This is a genomic window from Rhizobium sp. YTU87027, assembly GCF_050644135.1.
Taxonomy (GTDB): Bacteria; Pseudomonadota; Alphaproteobacteria; order Rhizobiales; family Rhizobiaceae; genus Rhizobium.
In genome coordinates this window covers 1,580,880-1,601,920 of record NZ_CP098440.1, presented here as the reverse complement: position 1 = coordinate 1,601,920, position 21,041 = coordinate 1,580,880, and the positions used below count along the sequence as shown (strand labels likewise).

At 59.6% G+C, this 21,041-nt stretch carries 20 protein-coding genes; 10 read left to right on the top strand and 10 right to left on the bottom strand.

Features of this window, described 5'->3' with window-relative positions; translation table 11 throughout:
- Positions 1 to 300: 300 nt before the first annotated feature.
- Positions 301 to 669, top strand: coding sequence for an Hpt domain-containing protein (locus NBG89_RS08140; protein WP_431322387.1), 369 nt, complete (start codon positions 301 to 303; stop codon positions 667 to 669).
- Positions 670 to 874: 205 nt separating this feature from the next.
- Positions 875 to 1,195: a 2Fe-2S iron-sulfur cluster-binding protein gene (locus tag NBG89_RS08135; RefSeq protein WP_431322386.1), complete on the top strand. Its 321-nt coding sequence runs from the start codon at positions 875 to 877 to the stop codon at positions 1,193 to 1,195.
- Between the two features lie 291 nt (positions 1,196 to 1,486).
- Here the strand turns inward: NBG89_RS08135 and NBG89_RS08130 are convergent, their stop codons facing one another.
- Positions 1,487 to 2,113, bottom strand: a complete 627-nt coding sequence (locus NBG89_RS08130) for a DUF922 domain-containing Zn-dependent protease (RefSeq protein ID WP_431322633.1) — start codon at positions 2,111 to 2,113, stop codon at positions 1,487 to 1,489.
- A gap of 92 nt (positions 2,114 to 2,205) precedes the next feature.
- On the opposite strand from NBG89_RS08130, the gene folP reads away from it, so the two are divergent.
- The 3 genes from folP (at position 2,206) to folK (ending at position 3,954) form a co-directional block, all read left to right on the top strand.
- Positions 2,206 to 3,078 (top strand): dihydropteroate synthase, encoded by an 873-nt coding sequence (folP, locus tag NBG89_RS08125; protein WP_431322385.1) that lies wholly within the window; start codon positions 2,206 to 2,208, stop codon positions 3,076 to 3,078.
- Positions 3,075 to 3,443: a dihydroneopterin aldolase gene (gene folB, locus NBG89_RS08120; protein WP_431322384.1), complete on the top strand. Its 369-nt coding sequence runs from the start codon at positions 3,075 to 3,077 to the stop codon at positions 3,441 to 3,443. Before folP ends, folB begins: the two co-directional genes overlap by 4 nt.
- A gap of 61 nt (positions 3,444 to 3,504) precedes the next feature.
- Complete coding sequence (gene folK, locus NBG89_RS08115; protein ID WP_431322632.1) at positions 3,505 to 3,954, top strand: 2-amino-4-hydroxy-6-hydroxymethyldihydropteridine diphosphokinase; 450 nt, start codon at positions 3,505 to 3,507, stop codon at positions 3,952 to 3,954.
- A gap of 47 nt (positions 3,955 to 4,001) precedes the next feature.
- On the opposite strand, the gene NBG89_RS08110 is transcribed toward folK, so the two are convergent.
- The 4 genes from NBG89_RS08110 to NBG89_RS08095 form a co-directional block, all read right to left on the bottom strand.
- Positions 4,002 to 4,553 carry a hypothetical protein gene (locus NBG89_RS08110; RefSeq protein WP_431322383.1) on the bottom strand — a complete coding sequence of 184 codons (552 nt, stop codon included), beginning with the start codon at positions 4,551 to 4,553 and terminating at the stop codon, positions 4,002 to 4,004.
- Between the two features lie 211 nt (positions 4,554 to 4,764).
- Positions 4,765 to 5,841, bottom strand: coding sequence for a YcjF family protein (locus NBG89_RS08105; protein ID WP_431322382.1), 1,077 nt, complete (start codon positions 5,839 to 5,841; stop codon positions 4,765 to 4,767).
- A complete protein-coding gene (locus NBG89_RS08100) occupies positions 5,838 to 7,313 on the bottom strand; it encodes a YcjX family protein (RefSeq protein WP_431322381.1) in 1,476 nt (491 codons plus the stop codon). The genes NBG89_RS08105 and NBG89_RS08100 overlap by 4 nt, the downstream gene beginning before the upstream one ends.
- A gap of 77 nt (positions 7,314 to 7,390) precedes the next feature.
- Positions 7,391 to 7,888 (bottom strand): SixA phosphatase family protein, encoded by a 498-nt coding sequence (locus tag NBG89_RS08095; RefSeq protein ID WP_431322380.1) that lies wholly within the window; start codon positions 7,886 to 7,888, stop codon positions 7,391 to 7,393.
- A 273-nt stretch (positions 7,889 to 8,161) separates the two neighbouring features.
- Here NBG89_RS08095 and dksA point away from each other — a divergent pair, with 273 nt between their 5' ends.
- Positions 8,162 to 8,581 (top strand): RNA polymerase-binding protein DksA, encoded by a 420-nt coding sequence (gene dksA / locus NBG89_RS08090; RefSeq protein ID WP_007532954.1) that lies wholly within the window; start codon positions 8,162 to 8,164, stop codon positions 8,579 to 8,581.
- A gap of 68 nt (positions 8,582 to 8,649) precedes the next feature.
- Here the strand turns inward: dksA and NBG89_RS08085 are convergent, their stop codons facing one another.
- Entirely contained in the window at positions 8,650 to 9,660 is a 1,011-nt protein-coding gene (locus NBG89_RS08085; RefSeq protein WP_431322379.1) for a flagellar biosynthetic protein FliO, read from the bottom strand.
- Positions 9,661 to 9,947: 287 nt separating this feature from the next.
- On the opposite strand from NBG89_RS08085, the gene cckA reads away from it, so the two are divergent.
- On the top strand, positions 9,948 to 12,548 hold the full coding sequence (gene cckA, locus NBG89_RS08080; protein WP_431322378.1) for a cell cycle histidine kinase CckA: 2,601 nt from the start codon (positions 9,948 to 9,950) through the stop codon (positions 12,546 to 12,548).
- A 29-nt stretch (positions 12,549 to 12,577) separates the two neighbouring features.
- Here the strand turns inward: cckA and NBG89_RS08075 are convergent, their stop codons facing one another.
- Both NBG89_RS08075 and NBG89_RS08070 read right to left on the bottom strand, forming a co-directional pair.
- The gene (locus NBG89_RS08075; RefSeq protein WP_088694270.1) at positions 12,578 to 13,504 is read right to left on the bottom strand and encodes a pseudouridine-5'-phosphate glycosidase; all 927 of its coding nucleotides are present in this window, start codon (positions 13,502 to 13,504) and stop codon (positions 12,578 to 12,580) included.
- 28 nt (positions 13,505 to 13,532) lie between these two features.
- A complete protein-coding gene (locus tag NBG89_RS08070) occupies positions 13,533 to 14,477 on the bottom strand; it encodes a carbohydrate kinase family protein (protein ID WP_431322377.1) in 945 nt (314 codons plus the stop codon).
- A 240-nt stretch (positions 14,478 to 14,717) separates the two neighbouring features.
- Between NBG89_RS08070 and recA the strand changes: the two genes are divergently transcribed.
- Positions 14,718 to 15,806, top strand: coding sequence for a recombinase RecA (gene recA / locus NBG89_RS08065; RefSeq protein WP_088694268.1), 1,089 nt, complete (start codon positions 14,718 to 14,720; stop codon positions 15,804 to 15,806).
- Positions 15,807 to 15,958: 152 nt separating this feature from the next.
- Complete coding sequence (gene alaS / locus NBG89_RS08060) at positions 15,959 to 18,619, top strand: alanine--tRNA ligase (protein ID WP_431322376.1); 2,661 nt, start codon at positions 15,959 to 15,961, stop codon at positions 18,617 to 18,619.
- 96 nt (positions 18,620 to 18,715) lie between these two features.
- On the opposite strand, the gene NBG89_RS08055 is transcribed toward alaS, so the two are convergent.
- Positions 18,716 to 19,348: a LysE family translocator gene (locus NBG89_RS08055; protein WP_431322375.1), complete on the bottom strand. Its 633-nt coding sequence runs from the start codon at positions 19,346 to 19,348 to the stop codon at positions 18,716 to 18,718.
- Positions 19,349 to 19,475: 127 nt separating this feature from the next.
- Here NBG89_RS08055 and NBG89_RS08050 point away from each other — a divergent pair, with 127 nt between their 5' ends.
- Entirely contained in the window at positions 19,476 to 20,327 is an 852-nt protein-coding gene (locus NBG89_RS08050) for an AraC family transcriptional regulator (protein ID WP_431322374.1), read from the top strand.
- A 10-nt stretch (positions 20,328 to 20,337) separates the two neighbouring features.
- Here the strand turns inward: NBG89_RS08050 and NBG89_RS08045 are convergent, their stop codons facing one another.
- Positions 20,338 to 20,958: a glutathione S-transferase family protein gene (locus tag NBG89_RS08045; RefSeq protein WP_431322373.1), complete on the bottom strand. Its 621-nt coding sequence runs from the start codon at positions 20,956 to 20,958 to the stop codon at positions 20,338 to 20,340.
- Positions 20,959 to 21,041 lie beyond the last annotated feature (83 nt).

The following is a 21,041-nucleotide window of genomic DNA, read 5'->3' as shown; positions in this document are numbered from 1 at the left end:
ATTACCATTATCCACTTGGCGAGCAAAGGCAGGTGCCGGCAAGCTCGCCCAGTAGTATCGTAGTGACACATCCGCGACTGCTAGACAATTAACGCAACCGGTCAAATCCCATGATATTAAGGTCTTGTTAACATCATTTAAGAGATGTGCGTCTTTAAAAACCAAAGGGTTAATGCCGTTTATCAGGCGTTAACCATATCCCGAGAAATCCGCCCTGAATGTGCCGGAATTTAACGCGATTCCCATCCAGTACCCCGCACGATGATGAAACGGCGGGATAGACGACGGGAGAATTGGCACATGGCAGCAGTCAGTATTGCGTTCGCGGCGCCCGACAATTGCAAGGGGCCTCGCCCTTCGCACGAACGTCCGGTCGATCTGGTGCATCTGGCAAATCAGACAATGGGCGACAAGAGCCTGGAAATCGAAGTTCTGCAGATGTTTGCGCGGCAGGCGCGGGCTTGCCTGCAGGAGATGTCGTCCGGCAACGCCAAGATTATAGAAGCCGCGGCACACCGCCTCAAGGGCGCGGCTGGAGCCATTGGCGCGTTTCGTGTTCATGCAGCAGCCGAAGCGCTCGAGGGTAATTGCGGCGACGCTGCCAGCATGGCGGCGGTCGGCTTTGCGGTAATCGAAGCCGAGAATTTTATTCTCAAACTCTGCCGCTAACCGACGCAAAGTCAACATGGGTACAAGACCCGCTGGCCCATTTCAGGGCAGCGGGTCTTTTTGTGACCTTCGGCATGGCGCATTTTGACAAGCGCGTCGCTTCTCAATTTGTGATGAAGAGCATCGAGCGGTCGATGTTGACTGCCTCGGCGATTTGTTGGAAGAAAAATCCAGACCCTCCCATTGACGACCACCGGAAATCATCATGCCCAAATTGACCATTGTCGCCTTCGACGGCACGCGCTTCGATCTTGATGTCGATCAGGGATCGACTGTTATGGAAAATGCCGTGCGCAATTCGGTGCCGGGTATCGAGGCGGAGTGCGGCGGCGCCTGCGCCTGCGCAACCTGTCATGTCTACGTCGACGACGAGTGGACGGAGCGCGTTGGTCCGCCCGAGGCCATGGAAGAAGATATGCTCGATTTCGCGTTTGACGTGCGCCCGACGTCGCGCCTTTCCTGTCAGATCAGGATGAAGACAGCCCTGGATGGTCTCACCGTCCACGTGCCCGAGCGGCAGGCCTAATTCCACCGCACTCCCAAAAAAAGCCTCGCTGGCCGTTAGACGAGCGAGGCGAGGTAGGCGCATTACCTACGGACGAGGGAGGATCATCCGCGGCTTCGCAACGCGCCAGGAGAACCCAGGAGCGAAAGTTCGGGCTTACCGACCTGAACTTTCGAATGTTTGAATATTACCGCGTTGTGGTTGATTTAGCTAGACCGAGAAATAACCACTAAAACACTGGGGCGACAGCGGTTTCACACAAGTTTTGTTGCGCGGCTAAACTTCTGTGATCGTTTTTGACCCAAGAATCGGCTATCTTACGCCGCCGGATTTTTTTAGCCGGTGGTCGAGCAACCTCATCATCCGATTCTCGAAATTGGCAGCTTCGACTCGGTCGAATCGGGCCTGCAGCCGATCGTGTTCCTCGATGCCGCGCGTCGATACGTCGGTGACGAGTTCCTGCATCCGCTCACAATTGGGTTGTGGCGGTAGAGCGAGAATCTGTCTTTCCATGACGCGCGCCTGGTTTCGGGCAATTTCGGCATGGCGTTCTTCGTGGCGCTTAATGTCGCTCGAGAGTGCATCCCAGACCATAGAGAGCTGTTTGCTGGCGCCTTTGCGGTTTGTCCAGCGCGGCAGGATAATCTGCGTATGGACCGTTACCTTGGCGTTGCCAACCTTGCACTTGCCTCCCGTCTGGACATAGGTGGCGTCGCCGCCAAAACGGATTTTGGTCGCGCCGGGATGGCGGGCTGACGAGCCACTTGCCGTCGGTCCGTTGGAGCTCAGCTGTTGATCGAGCTGATCCGCGGTTTTGCCCCCGATCGCGAAATAGGAGTAGCTCTTGGTCGCAATGACGGCGGCAGAGGCCGGAGGACATGCTGGTACGACCATGGAAAACCCGAGCACGAAGAGCATATAACGCGGTACGGAAAGCATTCTGCAGATACTCATGTTGAAGTTTGGCGGAGCTTGGGGCATAGGCACGGCCAGCGCAATATGGTTGGCGCCTTTTTCGATCGATAGGATGAATGCCGTTGGCACAGCTTGGGAGCAGTTTCTGGCGCGTCGGGCATGGCCGTGAGATAGAACTGGGCACACGCGCCGTTATTATGGCGATCGTCAACGCGACGCCGGATTCCTTCTCTGATGGCGGACGTTACGACACTGTCGATGCCGCTGTTGCGCACGCGCTTCAGGCCGCCGGGGAGGGGGCTCAGATCATCGATATCGGCGGCGAGTCGACACGTCCCGGCGCGGATATCGTCACTCCCCTGCAAGAACAGGCACGGGTCCTGCCGGTGATCGAGGCGCTGCGCGGCAGGACCGATGCGTTGATCTCGATCGACACCTATCGGGCTGAGACCGCTCGGCTTGCGGTTAGCGCGGGAGCGCACATTATCAATGACGTGTTCGGATTGCAGAAGGAGCCGGAGATCGGAAAGATCGCTGCTGATACTGGCGCAGGACTGTGCCTGATGCACACGGGCCGCGAACGGGAGAAGCTTGCCGACGTGATCGCCGACCAGTTTCTCTTCCTGCAACGCTCGCTCGAAATCGCATCGGCCGCGGGGGTCGCAAGGGATCGCATCGTGTTGGATCCGGGCTTCGGCTTTGCGAAGGATACCGAAGAGAATATTGAGCTGATGGTGCGTTTCGGCGAACTTCACCGCCTTGGATTACCGCTGCTTGCCGGGACATCGCGCAAGCGTTTTGTCGGCGCCATCACGGGCAGGGAAGCCGCCGACCGGGACGCAGGAACGGCAGCGACGAGCGTGTTGCTGCGTCTTTCCGGAGCGGTCATTTTTCGTGTGCACGATGTCGCAATCAACAGGGATGCTTTGGCCATCGCTGATGCTATGCTCGCGGCGCGCTATAGTTTGGAGCAAGGACACTCGGCATGAGCACCACTTACACAATCACGCTTCAGAACTGTGCGTTCTTTGCCCGCCACGGCGTTCACGACGAGGAGGAGTTCCTCGGCCAGCGCTTCTTTGTGGATGCCGAGCTCGACGTCATTGCCGGCGGTGCTCTGGAGAGCGATTCCATCAACGATACGGTCAACTACGGTATCGCCTTCACGGTGATCGAGGAGATTGTCACGGGCAAGCGTCGCTACCTTATCGAGGCGCTTGCCCTTGATATAGCAAAAGGACTTTGCGCAAAGTTTCCGCAGGTCAAGCGTGCAAAGATTACTGTCCGCAAGCCGAACGCGCCGGTGCCGGGTGTTCTGGATTTCGTCCAAGTGAGCATCGAACACTTTGCCTGAGTCCGTTTTCAAGACCGCAACACTTGGCCTCGGCGGCAATCTCGGCGAGCCCGTCCATGCGATGGCGGTCGCACTAAGAGCGCTTGACCGACGGTCCGATTGCCGGGTGGTAGCGGTGTCGCGGCTCTATCGTACGCCGCCCTGGGGCAAAACCGACCAGTCCTATTTCTTCAACGCTTGCGCTGAAGTCCAGACAACGCTTGCTCCAGAGGCGCTTCTCGACGTCTGCCTCGATATCGAACGAGGGATGAAACGAGAGCGCATCGAGCGGTGGGGACCGCGAACACTCGATATCGATATCCTGACCTATGCCGATGTGGTGCAATCGGCGCCGCGTCTCGAACTCCCGCACCCGCGCATGACGGACCGTGGCTTCGTGTTGATGCCGCTTGCCGACTTTGCTCCGGAACTGCTCGTCAATGGGGCACCAGTTCGCGAATGGCTGACGAAGGCTGATGTGCAGGGGATCGAGGTTGCCGATGACCGCAGCACTTGGTGGCATACCGTCTGAAACAAAAAAGCGGCGGGAAATCCGCCGCTTTCAGGTACGCGTTGGAATTATTCGACGGAGCCGACGGCGATTTCGTCGAGTTGGCGCGTAAGCGTCAGGCCGATGACGGGGATCATCTGGCTTTCGACCTTAACGGAAACGGTAACGTTCATGGTCTTGTCGTCTTTGACGCGAGCAATCATAGCGCCGTTCAGCTTGGAGCGGTTGAGACCGACGACCACCGTATCCTGCGTTACCGCACCCGAAACGACGTCGAGACCCTTGCCATCGGCACCATCAAGGAACTTGCCCTTATAGGAATTGCCGGACTGCGTGATGAGCGCCGTCATCGGCTGCTTGAAGACACCGACCCTGCAGCTTCCGTCAAGCTTGATACCCGTGCCGCCCGCGCTGACCGGTTCCCCTACGAGATTGCAGGTGAATTTCGTGCCTTTGTATTTGCCGGCAACGATCTCGCCGGGGCCTCGCCAGGTGCCGGCAACGGACTCGAAGAAGGCTTTGTCACGTGTTGCAGCTGTCGCGGATGGGGCCATGTCGGCGACCGGTGACAGCGCCACCGCAGCGAGCCCGAAAAGAAGAAGAAACTTGCGCGAATACATGGATTTTCCCTAGCGACACCCTCGCTTAACTGGCGCCAAGTTTTGCCGAATAATGGTTAACGGTTGGTTTCCCGTCATCCGAAAAACACTGAGGAGCGGGCGTTTTCGCAGTTGGCGGAATGTGAGAGTGGGGCGCTAGGGTATTGAATTCACGACAAGTATTTCCACGCCGTGTTTGAGACGCGGCGGGGCGCAACAAAACCGTCAATCCTCAGGAATTCTTGTCGCGCGACGTCATCGAGGGAGCCAGATCGCCGATGAAGTCACCGATTCCCGGACGTTTCAGGGCATGGAAGGAAAGGGGACGGCAGAGATCCATGGCAGCGATTCCGATGCGGGCGGTCATCAGGCCGTTGATGACGCCCTCGCCAAGGCGCGCCGACAGTTTCGAGGCCAGTCCATGGCCGAGCACCTGCTGCACAAGGCTGTCGCCGACGGCGATTGAGCCGGTAACGGCGAGATGCGCCAGAACATCTCGCATGAGTCGGATCATGCCGAGTGTGCCAGGCCGACCGCCGTAGAGCTCCGCCATCGCGCGAACGAGTCTGGCAGCTTCGTAAAGTACGTAGAGCAGATCGACGATGGCGCGTGGGCTGACAGCGGTGACGATGGAAACCCTTTTCGATGCATTGACGATCAGAGCTCGGGCTTGCCTGTCGAGCGGGGCCAGGAGTTCGCGTTCCGCGAGGGCAATGAGGTGTGGCGCGTCGATGATATCGGCTTCCGCCGCCTTGAGGGTGGCTCGGCCTTTGGCCGTCTCGGGCTTGTCGGACAGCAAGGTTTCCAGGCGCTTGACCAGTGCGCGTGCCTTCGCCGGTTTAGTCTCGACCATGGCGGTCCCCGCTTCCGCCTTGATCCCCTGCACAGCCGTCAACCGCATCATCCCGGCTGTTTCGCGAACAACGATGGCAATCACCGCCAGAACGCCGACCGTCAGGGCCGCGAGCGCCGCATAGCCCAGCCAATCCGCGCGGCTGAAAAGATTGTGGATAAGGCTGTCGGTCCAAAGGCCGAAGGCAAGCGAGAAGAGAATGCCGAATGCGGCCGCTGCGATTTTCGCAAACGACGTGCCACGCTTGCGGGGGACGAGCGGCACGGGAGGGACATCCTTTTCAGGATTGAGGAATGGATCGTCCTCGTCGGCGGTCAGCACGACCTCGTCGGTGAAGCTGCCTGGCTTTCGCTGGCGGTGTTTGGTCTCGATTGTCGGTCGGACCGCTGGGTCCTCTTCATAAGAAAACGCGGCCGGCGTGCGGTGGACCGGGTGTTCGGATGGTGGTTTGATCATGCGAGGCGATCTCCGAACAGAAACTGCATGGCGCGGTCGAGGCGAATATGTGGGACCGAAAGCTTTATGCCGCCGCCCGTTTCTTCGAGGTGCGGAGGACGAAAGCGCACGACATTTATATCGGGCAGCGAGGTGTCGGGCTCTCCAGATTCGATTCGCTCGAACAGGTTCTCCGGGTCCACAGGAAGGTCTCCCGGAAATATCGCCGTCTTCCTGTGGCCATCGAAACGTTCACCACCAATGGTTTCTCCCTCCATCGGTGTCCCGACGATGACCGGGAGGTTATGGCCGTCGCGTTTTACTGTCGCTTCGCGGGTGGCGCGGACAGAGGCAAGTGCCATGACGTCGATTCCTGCCCCCGCCATTCCAATGCGCTCAGCTGCGCGCTCAACCAAGCGGCGGGTGAGGGCGTCGAGCCGGTCATGGCTTTCATGATGCAGGTGGTCGGCCTTGGTCGCGGCAACCAGGACGCGGTCGATGCGGCGGCCAAGCAATGAAGACAGCCAGGAATTCGTGCCCGGTCGGAAGCACGCCAGAACGTCCGTCAGGGCGCGTTCGAGGTCCTGTACGGCCTCGGGGCCACGATTGATGGCTTGCAGCGCATCGACAAGCACGATCTGCCTGTCTAGACGGGCAAAGTGCTCGCGAAAGAAAGGCTTCACGACGACCGATTTATAGGCCTCGTAGCGTCGTTCCATCATCGCCCACAGCGATCCCTTTTGTGCTTTGCCCTCGGGTGGAAGCGCGAGCGGCGCAAAGGTGAGGGCGGGAGAGCCATCGAGATCGCCAGGCAATAGAAAGCGGCCGGGCGGGAGCGTGGAAAGCGAGCGTTCGTCTGCTTTGCAGGCTTTGAGGTAATCTGCAAAGGAAATTGCAAGGTCGCGGGCACGCATTTCGTCGGCGGGAGCACTGATGTCCGTGGCGTGGGCGAGTGTCAGCCAAGCGTGCGAAAGGTCTGCGCGAACGCCCGTTTTGCCCAAGGCAATCGTTTCCTCGCAGAACGCGCGATAGTCCTTTCCGAGCAGCGGCAGGTCGAGCAGCCATTCGCCAGGATAGTCGACGATATCGATCGACAACCGACCGGGCGAGAAGAGGCGATTCCAGCCGCTGGCACTTTGATATTCGAGTGTGATGCGCAATTCCGAGATGGCGCGTGTGGAATCCGGCCAGACGCGGTCCTTCACCAGGGAGCGAATGTGATCTTCATACTGGAAGCGCGGCACTGCATCATCCGGCTGCTGCTCAAGCCGGACCGCCGAGACACGACCGGACTGCACTGGCTCGAAGAGCGGCAGCCGGCCGCCGTGCAGCAGGTTGTGGACGAGGGAGGAAATGAAGACGGTCTTCCCAGAGCGCGATAGGCCGGTGACGCCAAGGCGCACAGTTGGATTGATCAGGCCAGATGCCCGGTCCGCGAAATTGTCGAGGGCGATGCGCGCGTCATCGGTGAAGGAGGTTAGGCTGGGCGGCAAGGCGGAATTCCGGTTGTATCGTGACAAGCCATATAGGAACCCCGGATCGACGCGAAAAGACGTTCCGCGAAAAGAGCTTAGTCGATCACGAAATCGACGAGACGCCAGCCTGCCGACACACCGTCATAGTCCAGAACCACAAGACCGGCCGTCGGAAAGCCGGTCGGCAATGCCTGACAGAGTGCCTCGTGGCCGATCAACGCTTCTAGCGTTTGCTCCATCGTCGGGTTGTGGCCCACCAGCATCACTGATTCGATCGCCTGCTGGGCATCGATGATCTCGAGATAGATGTCCTGCGAGGCATTATAAAGCTCGTCGACGAAACGAAGGTCGAGTGTGGAGCCCATTGCCCGATGTACGGCATCGGCCGTGTCCCGGCAACGCGCCGCTGTCGAACTCAGTACGAGATCCGGCCGATACCCCTTGTCCGCGGCCCTGTCGGCGACGAGTTCGGCCTCGGCATAGCCTTTGTCGCTGAGCGGGCGGTCGAAATCACGTTGTCCAGGTGCGGCCCAAGCGGCTTCGGCGTGCCGCAGCAGATAAATCCGGGAAGGCGGAGGCGTGATTGCGGCCATAGGAAAATCCACGTCGAAGGGACTTTTTCAGTAGCGGGTGAGCGGCCCGTGCGTCAACCGCGGCCGCAGGTGTCGCGCCTAAATCCGGCTTGGGAAAGTGCAGGGTTACCGGGAGAGGAATATGCATCCGGCGGAATAAGGGTGAGAAAATAGCCTGTTAGCTTAAAAATATGACAGATTTAAAAAACTGTTTACCTAGCGTATTTGGCTTGAATCAACCGTAGTGCTCGCGATATACACCCGCCAGATGAGATGTTCTTCAGGAGAATCGCGTTGAGTGAGAAGATCGATCTTAGCAACTACGTACCCTCGGAAGAGGAAGAGTTCATGAATGGCAATCAGCGGGCTTACTTTAGAGCCAAGCTGGTCGCCTGGAAGAACGACATTCTCAGAGAGGCGCGCGAAACCCTCGACCACTTGGCCGAGGAAAGCGCAAACCACCCGGACCTTGCCGATAGGGCATCGTCCGAAACCGACCGGGCTATCGAACTGCGTGCCCGCGACCGCCAGAGAAAGCTGATTTCCAAGATCGACGCAGCACTGCAACGTATCGAAGACGGCACCTACGGCTATTGCGAGGAGACCGGCGAACCAATCGGTCTCAAGCGGCTTGACGCTCGACCGATCGCGACGCTCTCCATCGAGGCTCAAGAGCGGCACGAGCGCCGGGAAAAGGTTTACCGGGACGAATAGTCCCGACATAAAAGATAAAAGGGCACCGCGGAAACACGGTGCCCTTTTTGTTTTTGGGATCGACCCGCTTACTTGTCGCGGTTGACGCTCATCTCGCCGAAGATGCGTGCGACCTCGTTTTGAAGGGCGGCATCAGCACCGGTGAGCGGCGCCATGTCAGGATCACGGCGCGGCAGGTTACCGGGCGCCGGAGCGGGTCTTGCAGCGGGCACCTGTGGCGTCGGCACGATGCGCTCGGCGGCAAGTGTACTCGTCATTTCTTCCTCGAGGATGCGCTGGAAGTCGCTCGGCTGTGCAGCCGGCGCTAGCGTGCCAACCTCGACGAATGCCGATGAGGGCTGCACGGGCGCGGGCGCGCTCCGGACCGACGGAGGGGTGACTTGCGGCTCGATGCGCTGTTGCGAAAGCACACGCTCGCGGGCCGAATCGAGAATGTCTGCGGCAGCGGAGGCCTCGATAGGGGCCGGCGCCGGACGCGGTTCCAGGCGTGGCTCGAATGATGGTGCCGGACGCGGGGCACGCTCACGTTCGCCGATGACGGGGGGAGGCGAGGGCGGCGTGGCGACGATAACCGGTTCCGGGCGGGCTTCGATTGGCGCGCGTTCGGGCACGTAAGCTTCGGCTGGCGTATGGCTGCGGATCGGTGGCGTACCCTGGGGTTCGGCCTGCGTGATGCGAACAGGCGCCGGCTGCTCGGGCGGGGCCTCGAGCTGTGGTGTCATCATGGGAGTAGCAACCGGCGCGGGCGCAGCGGCCGATTGAGCTGTCTCGAGCGATACGAGCTTGTCGGCGGCCTCGCCAATCCTGCTCTCGATGACGATATCGGTCGGTCCGCCGATCATAATCAGATGTTCGACATCGTCGCGGCGGACGAGGACGAGGCGTCTGCGCGCATCGACGGCCGCCGCATCGAGGACCTGCAGCCGTGGCTGACGGTTGCGGCCACCCCGCACGAAGGGCGAAGGCGCCCGGTTTCGCATGAACCAGAGCACGACAATCAGCAGCAATAGAGCTATGCCGACGCCGCCGGCGGCGAGAAGGAAGCGGCTCCCATAGGCTCCCATGAGATCATCGAACATCTTGGCTTACTCCCTTCGCGGTTTTGAACCACATGGCGACTTTACCACTTCGTAGACAAGTCCCGATGGCCTTGTCCAGTCACGCCAACCCGAAGTGGAATTCGAACATGCTTTCTTAACAACGCATTTTAATGGCGAAATTGGCGCTCTTCGTTGTGAATTCAATCAGTCTTCACAGAGACCAGTGTTTTTGCGGGGACCGCAAATTGATAAGAAGGAAATGGCGCCTGATTCCTGCTTTGTCTCCCCATAGCGAGTGAAGCCTGGCAGGCCATGCGAGGGAATAGATGACGAGACCGCGTCAGGCCGACGATTATAGCGAACCGCTCTTGGACCGCGGGGGCCGCACGGGAACGGCCTTGCGGATCATCCTGCTTGCACTTGTGCTGATCGGTGCAGCCGCTGCATTCGTTGTTTTCAAAAGTTCTCTCGACAACGAAATGGTGCTTGGCGTTCTCGGCGTGCTTGCCATGGTCGGGATCTTCTTCCTCGTGTCGTCGGTGATCGGCTTTATCGAGGTCATGCCGCAGCGGCAGTCCGATAGCCTCGCGCGGGCATTTCTGAACAGCCACCCCGATGGGTCGCTAATTACCGATGACAAAGGGCGCATCGTCTATGCGAACGCTGCCTATGGCGAGCTGACGGGCGCCCGCAAATCGACAGAAGTTCAGACGCTCGAAGCGCTGCTGTCGCGTCATCGGGAATCGAACGAGGCGCTTTATCGTCTTTCCAACGGGCTTCGCGAAGGGCGGGAGGGCAGTGAGGAGTTCCGCCTGTTGCGGTCGCTGGGCCCCTCGACGAACGGTGCAGGAGCGCATTGGTACCGCCTGAAAGCGCGGACTCTGCAGAGCGAGGAGATCGGGCGCAAGCCACTCCACATCTGGCAGATCAGCGACATCACATCCGAGCGTGACGATCAGGAGCGGTTCTTCAAGGAACTGCAAAATGCGATCGACTATCTTGACCATGCGCCAGCCGGGTTCTTTTCGGCCGGTCGCAAAGGAGAGATATTCTATCTCAATGCAACGCTGGCAGAATGGCTTGGCATCGATCTCACCAAGTTCGTTCCAGGCTCTGTTACGATCGGCGATTTCGTCGCAGGCGAGGGACTTGCGCTCATCCAATCGGTGCAGGCTGATCCGGGCCTGAAAAAGACGGTAACGCTCGATCTCGACCTGAAGAAGATGAACGGCCAGAGTCTGCCGGCCCAGATCGTCCACAGCGTGACGTCGATGCGCGATGGTGCTCCGGGGGAAAGCCGGTCGATTGTTCTGACGCGGCAGAAAAGCGGCGAGAACGATCAGTCGGGGACGGCGGCCGCGATGCGCTTTACTCGTTTCTTCAACAACACGCCGATGGCGATCGCCTCGGTCGATGGCGAAGGCCGTATCCTGCGAACCAATGCCCCGTTCCTGAAACTGTTTTCCGGGATTGTTTCCCGGAATGACGTCGAGAATGGCGCCTTGCTCGAAGTCATTGTCCATGACAGCGATAAGTCGAAGCTGCAGCAGGCGCTTGCGGCGGCGAAGGATCGGCAGGGCGATATCCCGCCGATCGACTCTCGTACGCCAACGGATGAAGCCCGCCATTTCCGCTTCTACGTCAACGCGGTGATCGACCAGAGCGACGAGGCGCCGGAAGAGGCCGCGATCGTCTATGCCGTCGAGGTGACCGAGCAGAAGGCGCTTGAGGCGCAGATGGCGCAGACGCAGAAGATGAACGCGGTCGGCACGCTGGCCGGTGGCATTGCACACGACTTCAACAACGTTCTGACGGCCATCCTGCTCTCCTCCGATCATCTGCTGCTACAGGCGCGACCCGCCGACCCGGGCTTTGCCGACCTGATGGAAATCAAGCGCAACGCCAATCGTGCCGCCGTGCTTGTTCGGCAACTGCTGGCCTTCTCGCGCAAGCAGACGATGCGACCGACGGTGCTCAATCTGACTGATGTGGTCGGCGACCTCAGGATGCTGGTCGACCGCCTGCTTTCCGGTACCAATGTGAAGCTTGATGTCGAGTACGGCCGCGATCTCTGGCCGGTGAAGACCGACCTGTCACAGTTCGAACAGGTGCTGATCAACCTTTGCGTCAACGCCCGAGATGCCATGCCGCAGGGCGGCAAGCTCACGCTTCGTACGAAGAATGTGACGGCGGAAGAGGTCGCGGCATTCAACTATTCCTACATGCCGCATGAGGACATGGTCCTCGTCGAGGTTTCGGACAACGGGACCGGCATTGCACCCGAGATCATGGACAAGATCTTCGAGCCCTTCTTCACGACAAAAGAGGTGGGCAAGGGAACGGGGCTTGGTCTCGCGATGGTCTATGGTATCGTCAAGCAATCAGGCGGCTACATTCAGCCGGAGTCGGAAGTTGGCAAAGGCACGACATTCCGCGTCTTCCTGCCGCGCCACATTGTCGAGCCAGCCGTTGCCGCCGAAGGTGATGCAGTCACGCCGGCTATCGGTGCGCTTGCGGAACAGGCGCCGGCACCGGTCGAGCAACCCGAGGACCTAACGGGTTCGGCGGTTATTCTGCTGGTGGAGGATGAGGAAGCAGTGCGCCGTGGGGGCAAGCGCATGCTCGAAACACGCGGTTATACGGTTTATGAGGCCGGGTCTGGCGTAGAGGCGCTCGATATCATGGAGGAGCTCGAAGGCAAGGTCGACATTGTCGTTTCAGATGTCGTGATGCCGGAGATGGATGGTCCGTCGCTGCTGCGCGAGTTGCGCAAGAACTATCCGAACCTGAAGTTCATCTTCGTTTCGGGATATGCCGAAGACGCGTTTGCCCGCAACCTGCCGCCGGATTCCAAGTTTGGATTCTTGCCGAAACCGTTCTCCCTGAAGCAGCTTGCCGTTGTCGTCAAAGAGACGCTGGACAGTTAAGGGGCGCCGCAGCGCCCCTTTCTAAACGATCAGCCAGCCAGCGCGACGGCAATTTCTGCCGCCAGTCGCGCGTTGTTTTCTACGAGCGCAATGTTGGTCTTCAAGCTCTGGCCGTCGGTCAAGTCAAAGATCGTGCTGAGCAGGTAAGGCGTCACTTCCTTGCCGCTGATTTCATCGCGCTCGGCGCTATCGAGCGCGCGCTCGATGTAGATCTCCATTTCCTCCCGGGGGATCTCGTCCGCCTCCGGCACGGGGTTGGCAATCAGCATGCCGCCGTCAATGCCGAGCTGCTCGCGCACCGTCTGGAAGTTGGCGATGGCGGCCGGGCTGTTCAGCGTCAGCGGACTGCGCAACCCCGAGGCACGGGACCAGAAGGCGGGGAATTCCTCGCTTTCATAGGTGACGACAGGCACACCCGCGGTTTCCAGCACCTCCAGGGTTTTCGGAATGTCGAGGATAGCCTTGGCGCCGGCGCAGACGACGATGACGCCGGTGCGGCCGAGTTCCTCGAGGTCAGCGGAAATATCGAAGCTTTCCTCAGCGCCGCGGTGAACACCGCCGATGCCTCCGGTGGCGAAGACCTTGATGCCGGCACGCTCGGCGGCGATCATCGTCGCTGCCACGGTCGTCGCACCGTGACGGCGCTCGGCGATCGCGAAGGCGAGATCGGCGCGCGAGACTTTAAGGACGTCCTTGGCCTGCGCCAGTTGCTCCAGCTGATCGGATTCGAGGCCGATATGCAGCGTTCCGTGAATGACCGCGATAGTGGCTGGCACGGCGCCCTGCTCACGAATGAGCGCCTCGACGCTGCGGGCCATCTCGATGTTGCCGGGGTAGGGCATGCCATGCGTGATGATGGTCGATTCAAGCGCCACGATCGGCGCGCCGCGCTGCTTGGCGCTTGCGACTTCTTTGGAATAGGCGATCGGCAGGAGGGGGGAGAACGGTTTCGTCATTGTCTCTTCCATTTCATCGGTACGGCCTTCAATGCAAAATTCTCGCCGGTGGAACAAGGGAAAGTGTCTCCCTGATCAGATCCGGGGAAAGGTTTTCATTGACGGCATGCGGCGATTGTACGGTAAGTGCCGCGGCCGCAGCACCTTCCCTGATGGCATCGGCCAAGGAAATCCCGCGCATCAATCCTGAGATTACGCCGGCTGCAAGCGAGTCTCCCGCACCGGTGACATCCGCGACGCCTTCCAGATTTGCGGGCTGCAGCGCTATCGCGTGGCGATCCGCGAAGGCGATCAGCTCGCGTTGTCCGCGCGTGACGACGCCACCGCGCAAGCCGATGTCACCCAGCAGTGACGGCCAGTGTGCTGGATCGTTGGGGCGTTCGCCGGTCAATGCGGCAGCCTCGGCCTCGTTGAGGAAAAGATAGTCGATCCCTTCGATGCACGGCTTGAGCTTGACGGCCTTCGCCGGCGAGATTGCGATTGCGCCCACCGGCTTGCCAAGCACTTTCGCACGCTCGACGATCGATGCCAGCGTCTCTGCTGGCAGATTGGCGTCGATGAGGATGAAATCAGTCGCGGCAAAGGCATCGCGGACGGCACGGATCGAGAGGCGCCTCGGCACGAACATGCGGTAGAGATCCATGTCGGCAAGCGCAATCACCAAGTTTCCGTCGTTCTCGATGATTGCGGTATAGCTCGGCGTCTTGCGATCGAGGAAAACAAAGGGGCGATCATCAACGCCGGCGAAGTCGGCAGCCTCGCTGACCATCTCGCCGATCGGATCACCGCCGCGGGGCGAAATCATCGTCACGTCGAAGCCCAACCGGGCAAGATTGCGCGCGGCATTGAAGCCGCCGCCGCCCGGCTCCTCGAACCATGAACCTGGATTGCTGGCGCCAGCCACGGTGTCTCCTGAAATGCGTCCGCGCCTGTCGATATGGGCTCCGCCGAGGACAAGAATCTTCCGCTTCATTTCATCATCCCGCATGGCCGAAAGATACGAATCGTCCTGCCGCCACTGGTCGACCGGAGAGCAGATCCCTATCTCTAAGCTGTTGCTTTCTATGACTAAAACAAATGTAGAACACAGGCAGTTTTACCTTTTTGTTTCAATTATTTGAGCGTCGCTTGCGCAATGAGAACAAATGCGGTACAAAATCGACATCGGCGGCGACATTGCTTGAGCGGCTTCAATAACCTAAAGGTGGATCGAATGTCACAGAATACATTGCGGCTTGTAGAGGACAAATCGGTGGACAAAAGCAAGGCACTTGAAGCGGCACTCTCACAGATCGAGCGGTCGTTCGGCAAGGGCTCAATCATGAAGCTCGGCTCGAACGAGAACGTTGTCGAGATCGAAACGGTGTCGACGGGTTCCCTCGGGCTGGATATAGCGCTCGGGATCGGCGGTCTTCCGAAAGGGCGTATCATCGAGATCTACGGACCTGAAAGCTCGGGTAAGACGACGCTCGCGCTACAGACCATTGCCGAATCGCAGAAGAAGGGGGGCATCTGCGCTTTCGTGGACGCGGAACATGCGCTTGATCCGGTCTATGCCCGCAAACTTGGTGTCGACCTGCAGAATCTGCTGATTTCACAGCCGGATACGGGCGAACAGGCGCTTGAGATCACCGACACGCTGGTCCGTTCCGGTGCGGTCGACGTTCTCGTTGTCGACTCCGTCGCCGCGTTGACGCCGCGTGCCGAAATCGAAGGCGAGATGGGCGACAATCTGCCGGGTCTTCAGGCGCGTCTGATGAGCCAGGCACTGCGCAAGCTGACGGCTTCCATCTCGAAGTCGAACACCATGGTCATCTTCATCAACCAGATCCGCATGAAGATCGGTGTCATGTTCGGTTCGCCGGAAACGACGACCGGCGGTAATGCGCTGAAGTTCTATGCGTCCGTTCGCCTTGACATTCGACGCATCGGCGCGGTCAAAGAGCGAGAAGAGGTCATCGGCAACCAGACCCGCGTCAAGGTCGTCAAGAACAAGATGGCGCCTCCCTTCAAGCAGGTCGAATTCGACATCATGTATGGTGAAGGCGTTTCGAAGACCGGCGAACTGGTCGACCTAGGCGTCAAGGCTGGTATCGTCGAGAAGTCGGGCGCCTGGTTCTCCTATAACAGCCAGCGCCTCGGTCAGGGCCGCGAGAATGCGAAGCTCTTCCTGCGCGACAATCCGGATCTCCTGCGTGAGATTGAGACGGCGCTTCGTCAGAATGCCGGTCTGATTGCGGACCGCTTCCTGCAGAACGGCGGCCCTGATGCGAATGACGGGGACGAGGCCGTCGACGGCTAATCGTATCGGTTTCCAACAGTTCAAAACCGGCCGCATTCTTTGATCAGAATGCGGCCGGTTTTGTTTGTCTGCTGGACAGTGGTTAAGGCGAACGATAAAAGCCACTGGATTTAAGTTTTGACCTGCCTTCCGGCAGCATTGAAGGGCATAGCATGAGCGGTGTGAATGATATCCGGTCGACCTTCCTCGACTATTTCAAGAAGAACGGCCACGAAATCGTTTCGTCGAGCCCGCTGGTGCCGCGCAACGATCCGACCCTGATGTTCACCAATGCCGGCATGGTCCAGTTCAAGAATGTTTTCACCGGCCTGGAGCAGCGTCCATACAAGACGGCCTCGACGGCGCAGAAGTGCGTCCGCGCCGGCGGCAAGCATAACGACCTTGATAACGTCGGCTACACTGCGCGCCATCACACCTTCTTCGAGATGCTCGGCAACTTCTCCTTCGGCGACTACTTCAAGGAGCGGGCAATCGAGCTTGCCTGGAACCTGATCACCAAGGAATTTGCACTCGATGCCAAGCGGCTGCTGGTCACCGTCTATCACACGGACGACGAGGCCTTTAATCTCTGGAAGAAGATCGCAGGTTTGCCGGACGAGAAGATTATCCGCATTCCGACCAGCGACAATTTCTGGGCGATGGGCGATACTGGCCCGTGCGGCCCGTGTTCGGAAATCTTCTATGATCACGGCGATCACATCTGGGGTGGCCCTCCCGGCTCGCCTGAAGAAGATGGCGACCGCTTCATCGAGATCTGGAACCTCGTCTTCATGCAGTACGAGCAGGTCACCAAGGAAGAGCGAATCGACCTCCCGCGTCCGTCGATCGACACCGGCATGGGACTGGAGCGCGTCGCTGCTGTTCTGCAGGGCAAGCACGACAACTATGACATCGACCTCTTCCGCGCCCTGATCGAGGCTTCGGAGGAAGTGACGGGTGTGAAGGCAGAGGGCGAGCGTCGCGCCAGCCACCGCGTTATTGCCGACCACCTGCGCTCATCGGCGTTCCTGATTGCCGATGGCGTGTTGCCCTCGAATGAAGGCCGCGGCTACGTGCTTCGCCGCATCATGCGCCGCGCGATGCGGCATGCAGAGTTGCTTGGCGCCAAGGAACCGCTGATCTGGAAGCTTTTGCCGACGCTCGTTCAGGAAATGGGTCGCGCCTATCCTGAGCTGGTCCGCGCGGAATCGCTGATCTCCGAGACATTGAAGCTTGAGGAAACCCGCTTCCGCAAGACGCTGGAGCGCGGTCTTTCGCTACTCTCGGATGCCACGACGACGCTCGGCAAGGGCGACATGCTCGACGGCGAAACGGCGTTCAAGCTTTACGACACCTACGGGTTTCCGCTCGATCTGACGCAGGATGCCCTTCGCGCCCGCGAGATCGGCGTCGACATATCAGGCTTCACCGACGCGATGGAACGGCAGAAGGCCGAGGCGCGTTCGCATTGGGCTGGTTCCGGCGACAAGGCCACAGAGACGATCTGGTTCGAACTCAAGGAAAAGCACGGCGCATCGGAGTTCCTCGGCTACGACACCGAGACCGCCGAAGGTGTTGTTCAGGCCATTGTGAAGGATGGTGCATCGGTTGATTCTGCCTCTGCCGGCGACAAGGTTCAGATCGTCGTCAACCAGACGCCGTTCTACGGCGAGTCTGGCGGCCAGATGGGAGATACGGGTGTCATTACCTCCGATACGGCGAAGATCGAAATCACCGACACCCAGAAGAAGGGCGAGGGCCTCTTCGTCCATATCGGCACTGTCGTCGAAGGTGATGTAAACGCGGGCGAGCCGGTCGCGTTGACGGTCGACCATGCGCGCCGCTCGCGCTTGCGCGCAAACCATTCCGCCACGCACCTGCTGCACGAGGCGCTGCGCGAAGTGTTGGGCACGCATGTGGCACAGAAGGGCTCGCTCGTCGCCCCCGAGCGCCTGCGCTTCGACGTTTCGCATCCCAAGCCGATGACGGCTGACGAGTTGAAGGTCGTCGAGGACATGGCGAACGAGATCGTGTTGCAGAATTCGCCGGTCACGACCCGCCTGATGAGCGTCGATGACGCGATTGCCGAAGGCGCGATGGCTCTGTTCGGCGAAAAATACGGCGACGAGGTTCGCGTTGTGGCCATGGGCCAGGGCGTGCGCGGCGCGAAGGCCGGAAAGCCCTATTCGATCGAACTTTGCGGCGGCACGCATGTCGGCGCGACCGGTCAGATCGGGCTGATCCGTATTCTCGGCGAAAGCGCGGTTGGTGCCGGCGTGCGCCGTATCGAGGCGGTCACCGGCGAATCCGCGCGTGAATACCTGGCGGAACAGGACGAGCGCGTCAAATCGCTCGCGACGTCGTTGAAGGTGCAGCCGGCAGATGTTCTCACTCGTGTTGAGGCGCTGATGGATGAACGCCGCAAGCTTGAGCGCGAGTTGGCCGATGCCAAGCGCAAACTTGCAATGGGCGGCGGGCAGGGCGGCTCCGCGGATGCGGTTCGCGATGTTGCCGGCGTCAAGTTCCTTGGCAAGGCAATCTCTGGTGTGGATCCCAAGGATCTCAAGGGCCTGGCCGATGACGGTAAGGCAAGCCTCGGTTCCGGCGTTGTCGCGCTGATCGGCGTCGCCGAGGACGGCAAGGCGAGTGCTGTCGTTGCTGTCACCGAAGATCTCGTCGGACGCTTCAGCGCCGTCGATCTGGTGCGCATCGCTTCTGCTGCGCTCGGTGGCAAGGGCGGCGGCGGCCGTCCTGATATGGCGCAGGCCGGCGGTCCGGATGGATCGAAGGCGGATGAGGCGATCGCAGTGGTTGCTGCGGCGCTGGCTGGTTGAGGCGCCATAACTGGTAATAATCTGAAAATCTGAGCCGGCTGCGAAATGACGTATTTCGCAGCCGGTTTGTATTTGTGCGCGTGCTACTGACTGGTTTCAGCTTCTCGTTTGCACGGCGAGACGGCACGCAAGGCCAGTGAACACGCTTGCCAGCAAATATTGCGGCAGCTTGGGGAAACGGGTCGCAGTGCTCAGACGTATGCGTATCTTGCTTCCCAGAATGATGACGGCGCCGTTCACGATGAAGCCGATGCCATTCAAAACACTCGCTAGCACAAGCAGCTGTACGACCATGGAGCTGCCACCGGGGCGGACGAACTGCGGAAACAACGCCACGACGAAGAGCGCCATCTTGGGGTTCAGGAGATTGGTCGCTAGTCCTGCAAGGAATATCCGCTTTCCCGAGAGCCTCGTGAGCGTCGAGGCTGGAGCAAAAGCTGTCCGCTCCGACCGAATCGTCTTGTATGCGAGATAGAGAAGATAACAGCACCCCGCCCAGCGAACGACATCGTAGGCGACGGGCACGGTCAGAAGGAGCTGGGAAAGCCCGAGAGCTGCGGCGAGGGCATGGCAATAGGTGCCGAGCGCGATGCCCGCATAAGTCAGAAATCCGGCTGCGCGTCCCTGGCTTATGCTGCGGGAGGCGATCAGCAGCATGTCTGGGCCGGGCGTCGCGGTCAGCACCAGGGCGGCGACGGCAAAGAGTATGATTGTTGAAAAGTCCGGCATTTTGAAATCCTCTTGGGTTCGAGCCGGAATTCCGGTCTATCAGGATTCGCTGGCGGCGCAAGTCCGCAGGATTTGTCAAACCGCGGTATGCTTTTCTGCCGCCGATCGATTTGCGCGAGGTTCTGACATGAATGACGAAACGGCATGGGCGCTCTATGAAAACCGTCTCAGACGGGTATCGGCCTATATCCATGATCATCTCGACGAGGAGCTCGACATGGACAAACTTGCCGGCATCGCCTGCATGTCGAGCTACCACTGGCACAGGATCTATCGCGCGGTTCATGGCGAGACACTCGCGGCGACGGTCAAGCGATTAAGGCTGCATCGTGCCGCCGGCGACATCGTTGCCACGGATCTTTCTGTCCGGGAGATAGCAAGGCGATCTGGCTATCCCAACCTCCAGTCCTTCAACCGCATTTTCAAATCGGTCTATGGCATGCCGCCAGCACAATACCGGAAAGAGGGAAGCCACAAAGCCTTCGAACCCTCACCTAACGGAAAGACCGCAACCATGTTTGACGTTACCCTACGGAAGATCGAGCCAATTCAATTGCTTGGCGTGCCGCATATCGGCTCGTACATGCAGATCGGCAAGGCGTTCGAGACCTTGTTTGGCACGCTCTGTGCGCGTGGGCTTGCCAAGCCCACGATGCGCATGATCGGTGTCTATCTTGATGATCCCGACATTGTGCCTGCCGAAAAGCTCCGCTCGGTCGCATGCGTGACCGTTGAAGGCGAGCTTGCGGTGGCGGCGCCGTTCGAAACTCGTACACTCGACGGAGGGGAATATGCTGTGCTGCGTCACAAGGGACCTTACGCCGACATGTACAAGGCCTACCATTGGCTCTATGCGGAATGGTTGCCCGCTTCGGGCAGGAAACTTCGCGACAGAGTTATGTTTGAGGAATATCTCAACAACCCACGTGATGTACCGCCGACCGAACTCCTGACCGACATTCACATGCCGCTGGTCTAGCATCAGGTTGCTATTGTGCGGCCTTCATGGCCTCGTCATCGATTGCGACGGCGCGCTTGTAAGCCGGGCGATCGGTGACGCGGCCGAGATAGTCTGCGAAGGCCTGGCGCTTCTCGATGGTGCCGAAGCCCATGCCCCAGCCGATATGCGAGCCGACATAGACGTCGGCCGCCGTGAAGCGGTCACCGGTGACATAGGGCGAGGCGCCTACAGCGCGCTCCAACGTGTTTATCACATCCGCGTAGCTGCCATATCCGGCCATGCGTGCCTTGTCGGGTGGCGTTTCGAAGCCCAAGGCCTTGTTGGTTACTGCCGCTTCGAGAGGGCCTGCGGTGAAGAACATCCAGCGATAATAGCTGCCACGCTCGTCCGGTTTTGGAGCAAGGCCGGCCTCCTGAAAGGTATCGGCCAGGTAGGCGCAGATGGCGGCGCATTCCGTCACCACCGTCTTGCCGTGGCGGATTGCAGGAACTTTGCCCATCGGGTTGACGGCGAGGTATTCCGGCGACTTGATAGTTCCGCCGAAGGTCATGATCTCTGTTTTGTACGGCACGCCTGTCTCTTCCAGCATCCAGCGGGCGATACGACCGCGCGACATAGGGTTCGTATAAAATACCAGTTCGTCTCTCATGTACTCCTCCTCGCTTCCTTCGGTGTTCCCCCATCTGAACGCAGCGGATCAAGGCTCGCCATGAGGGAAATAGGACAGAACCG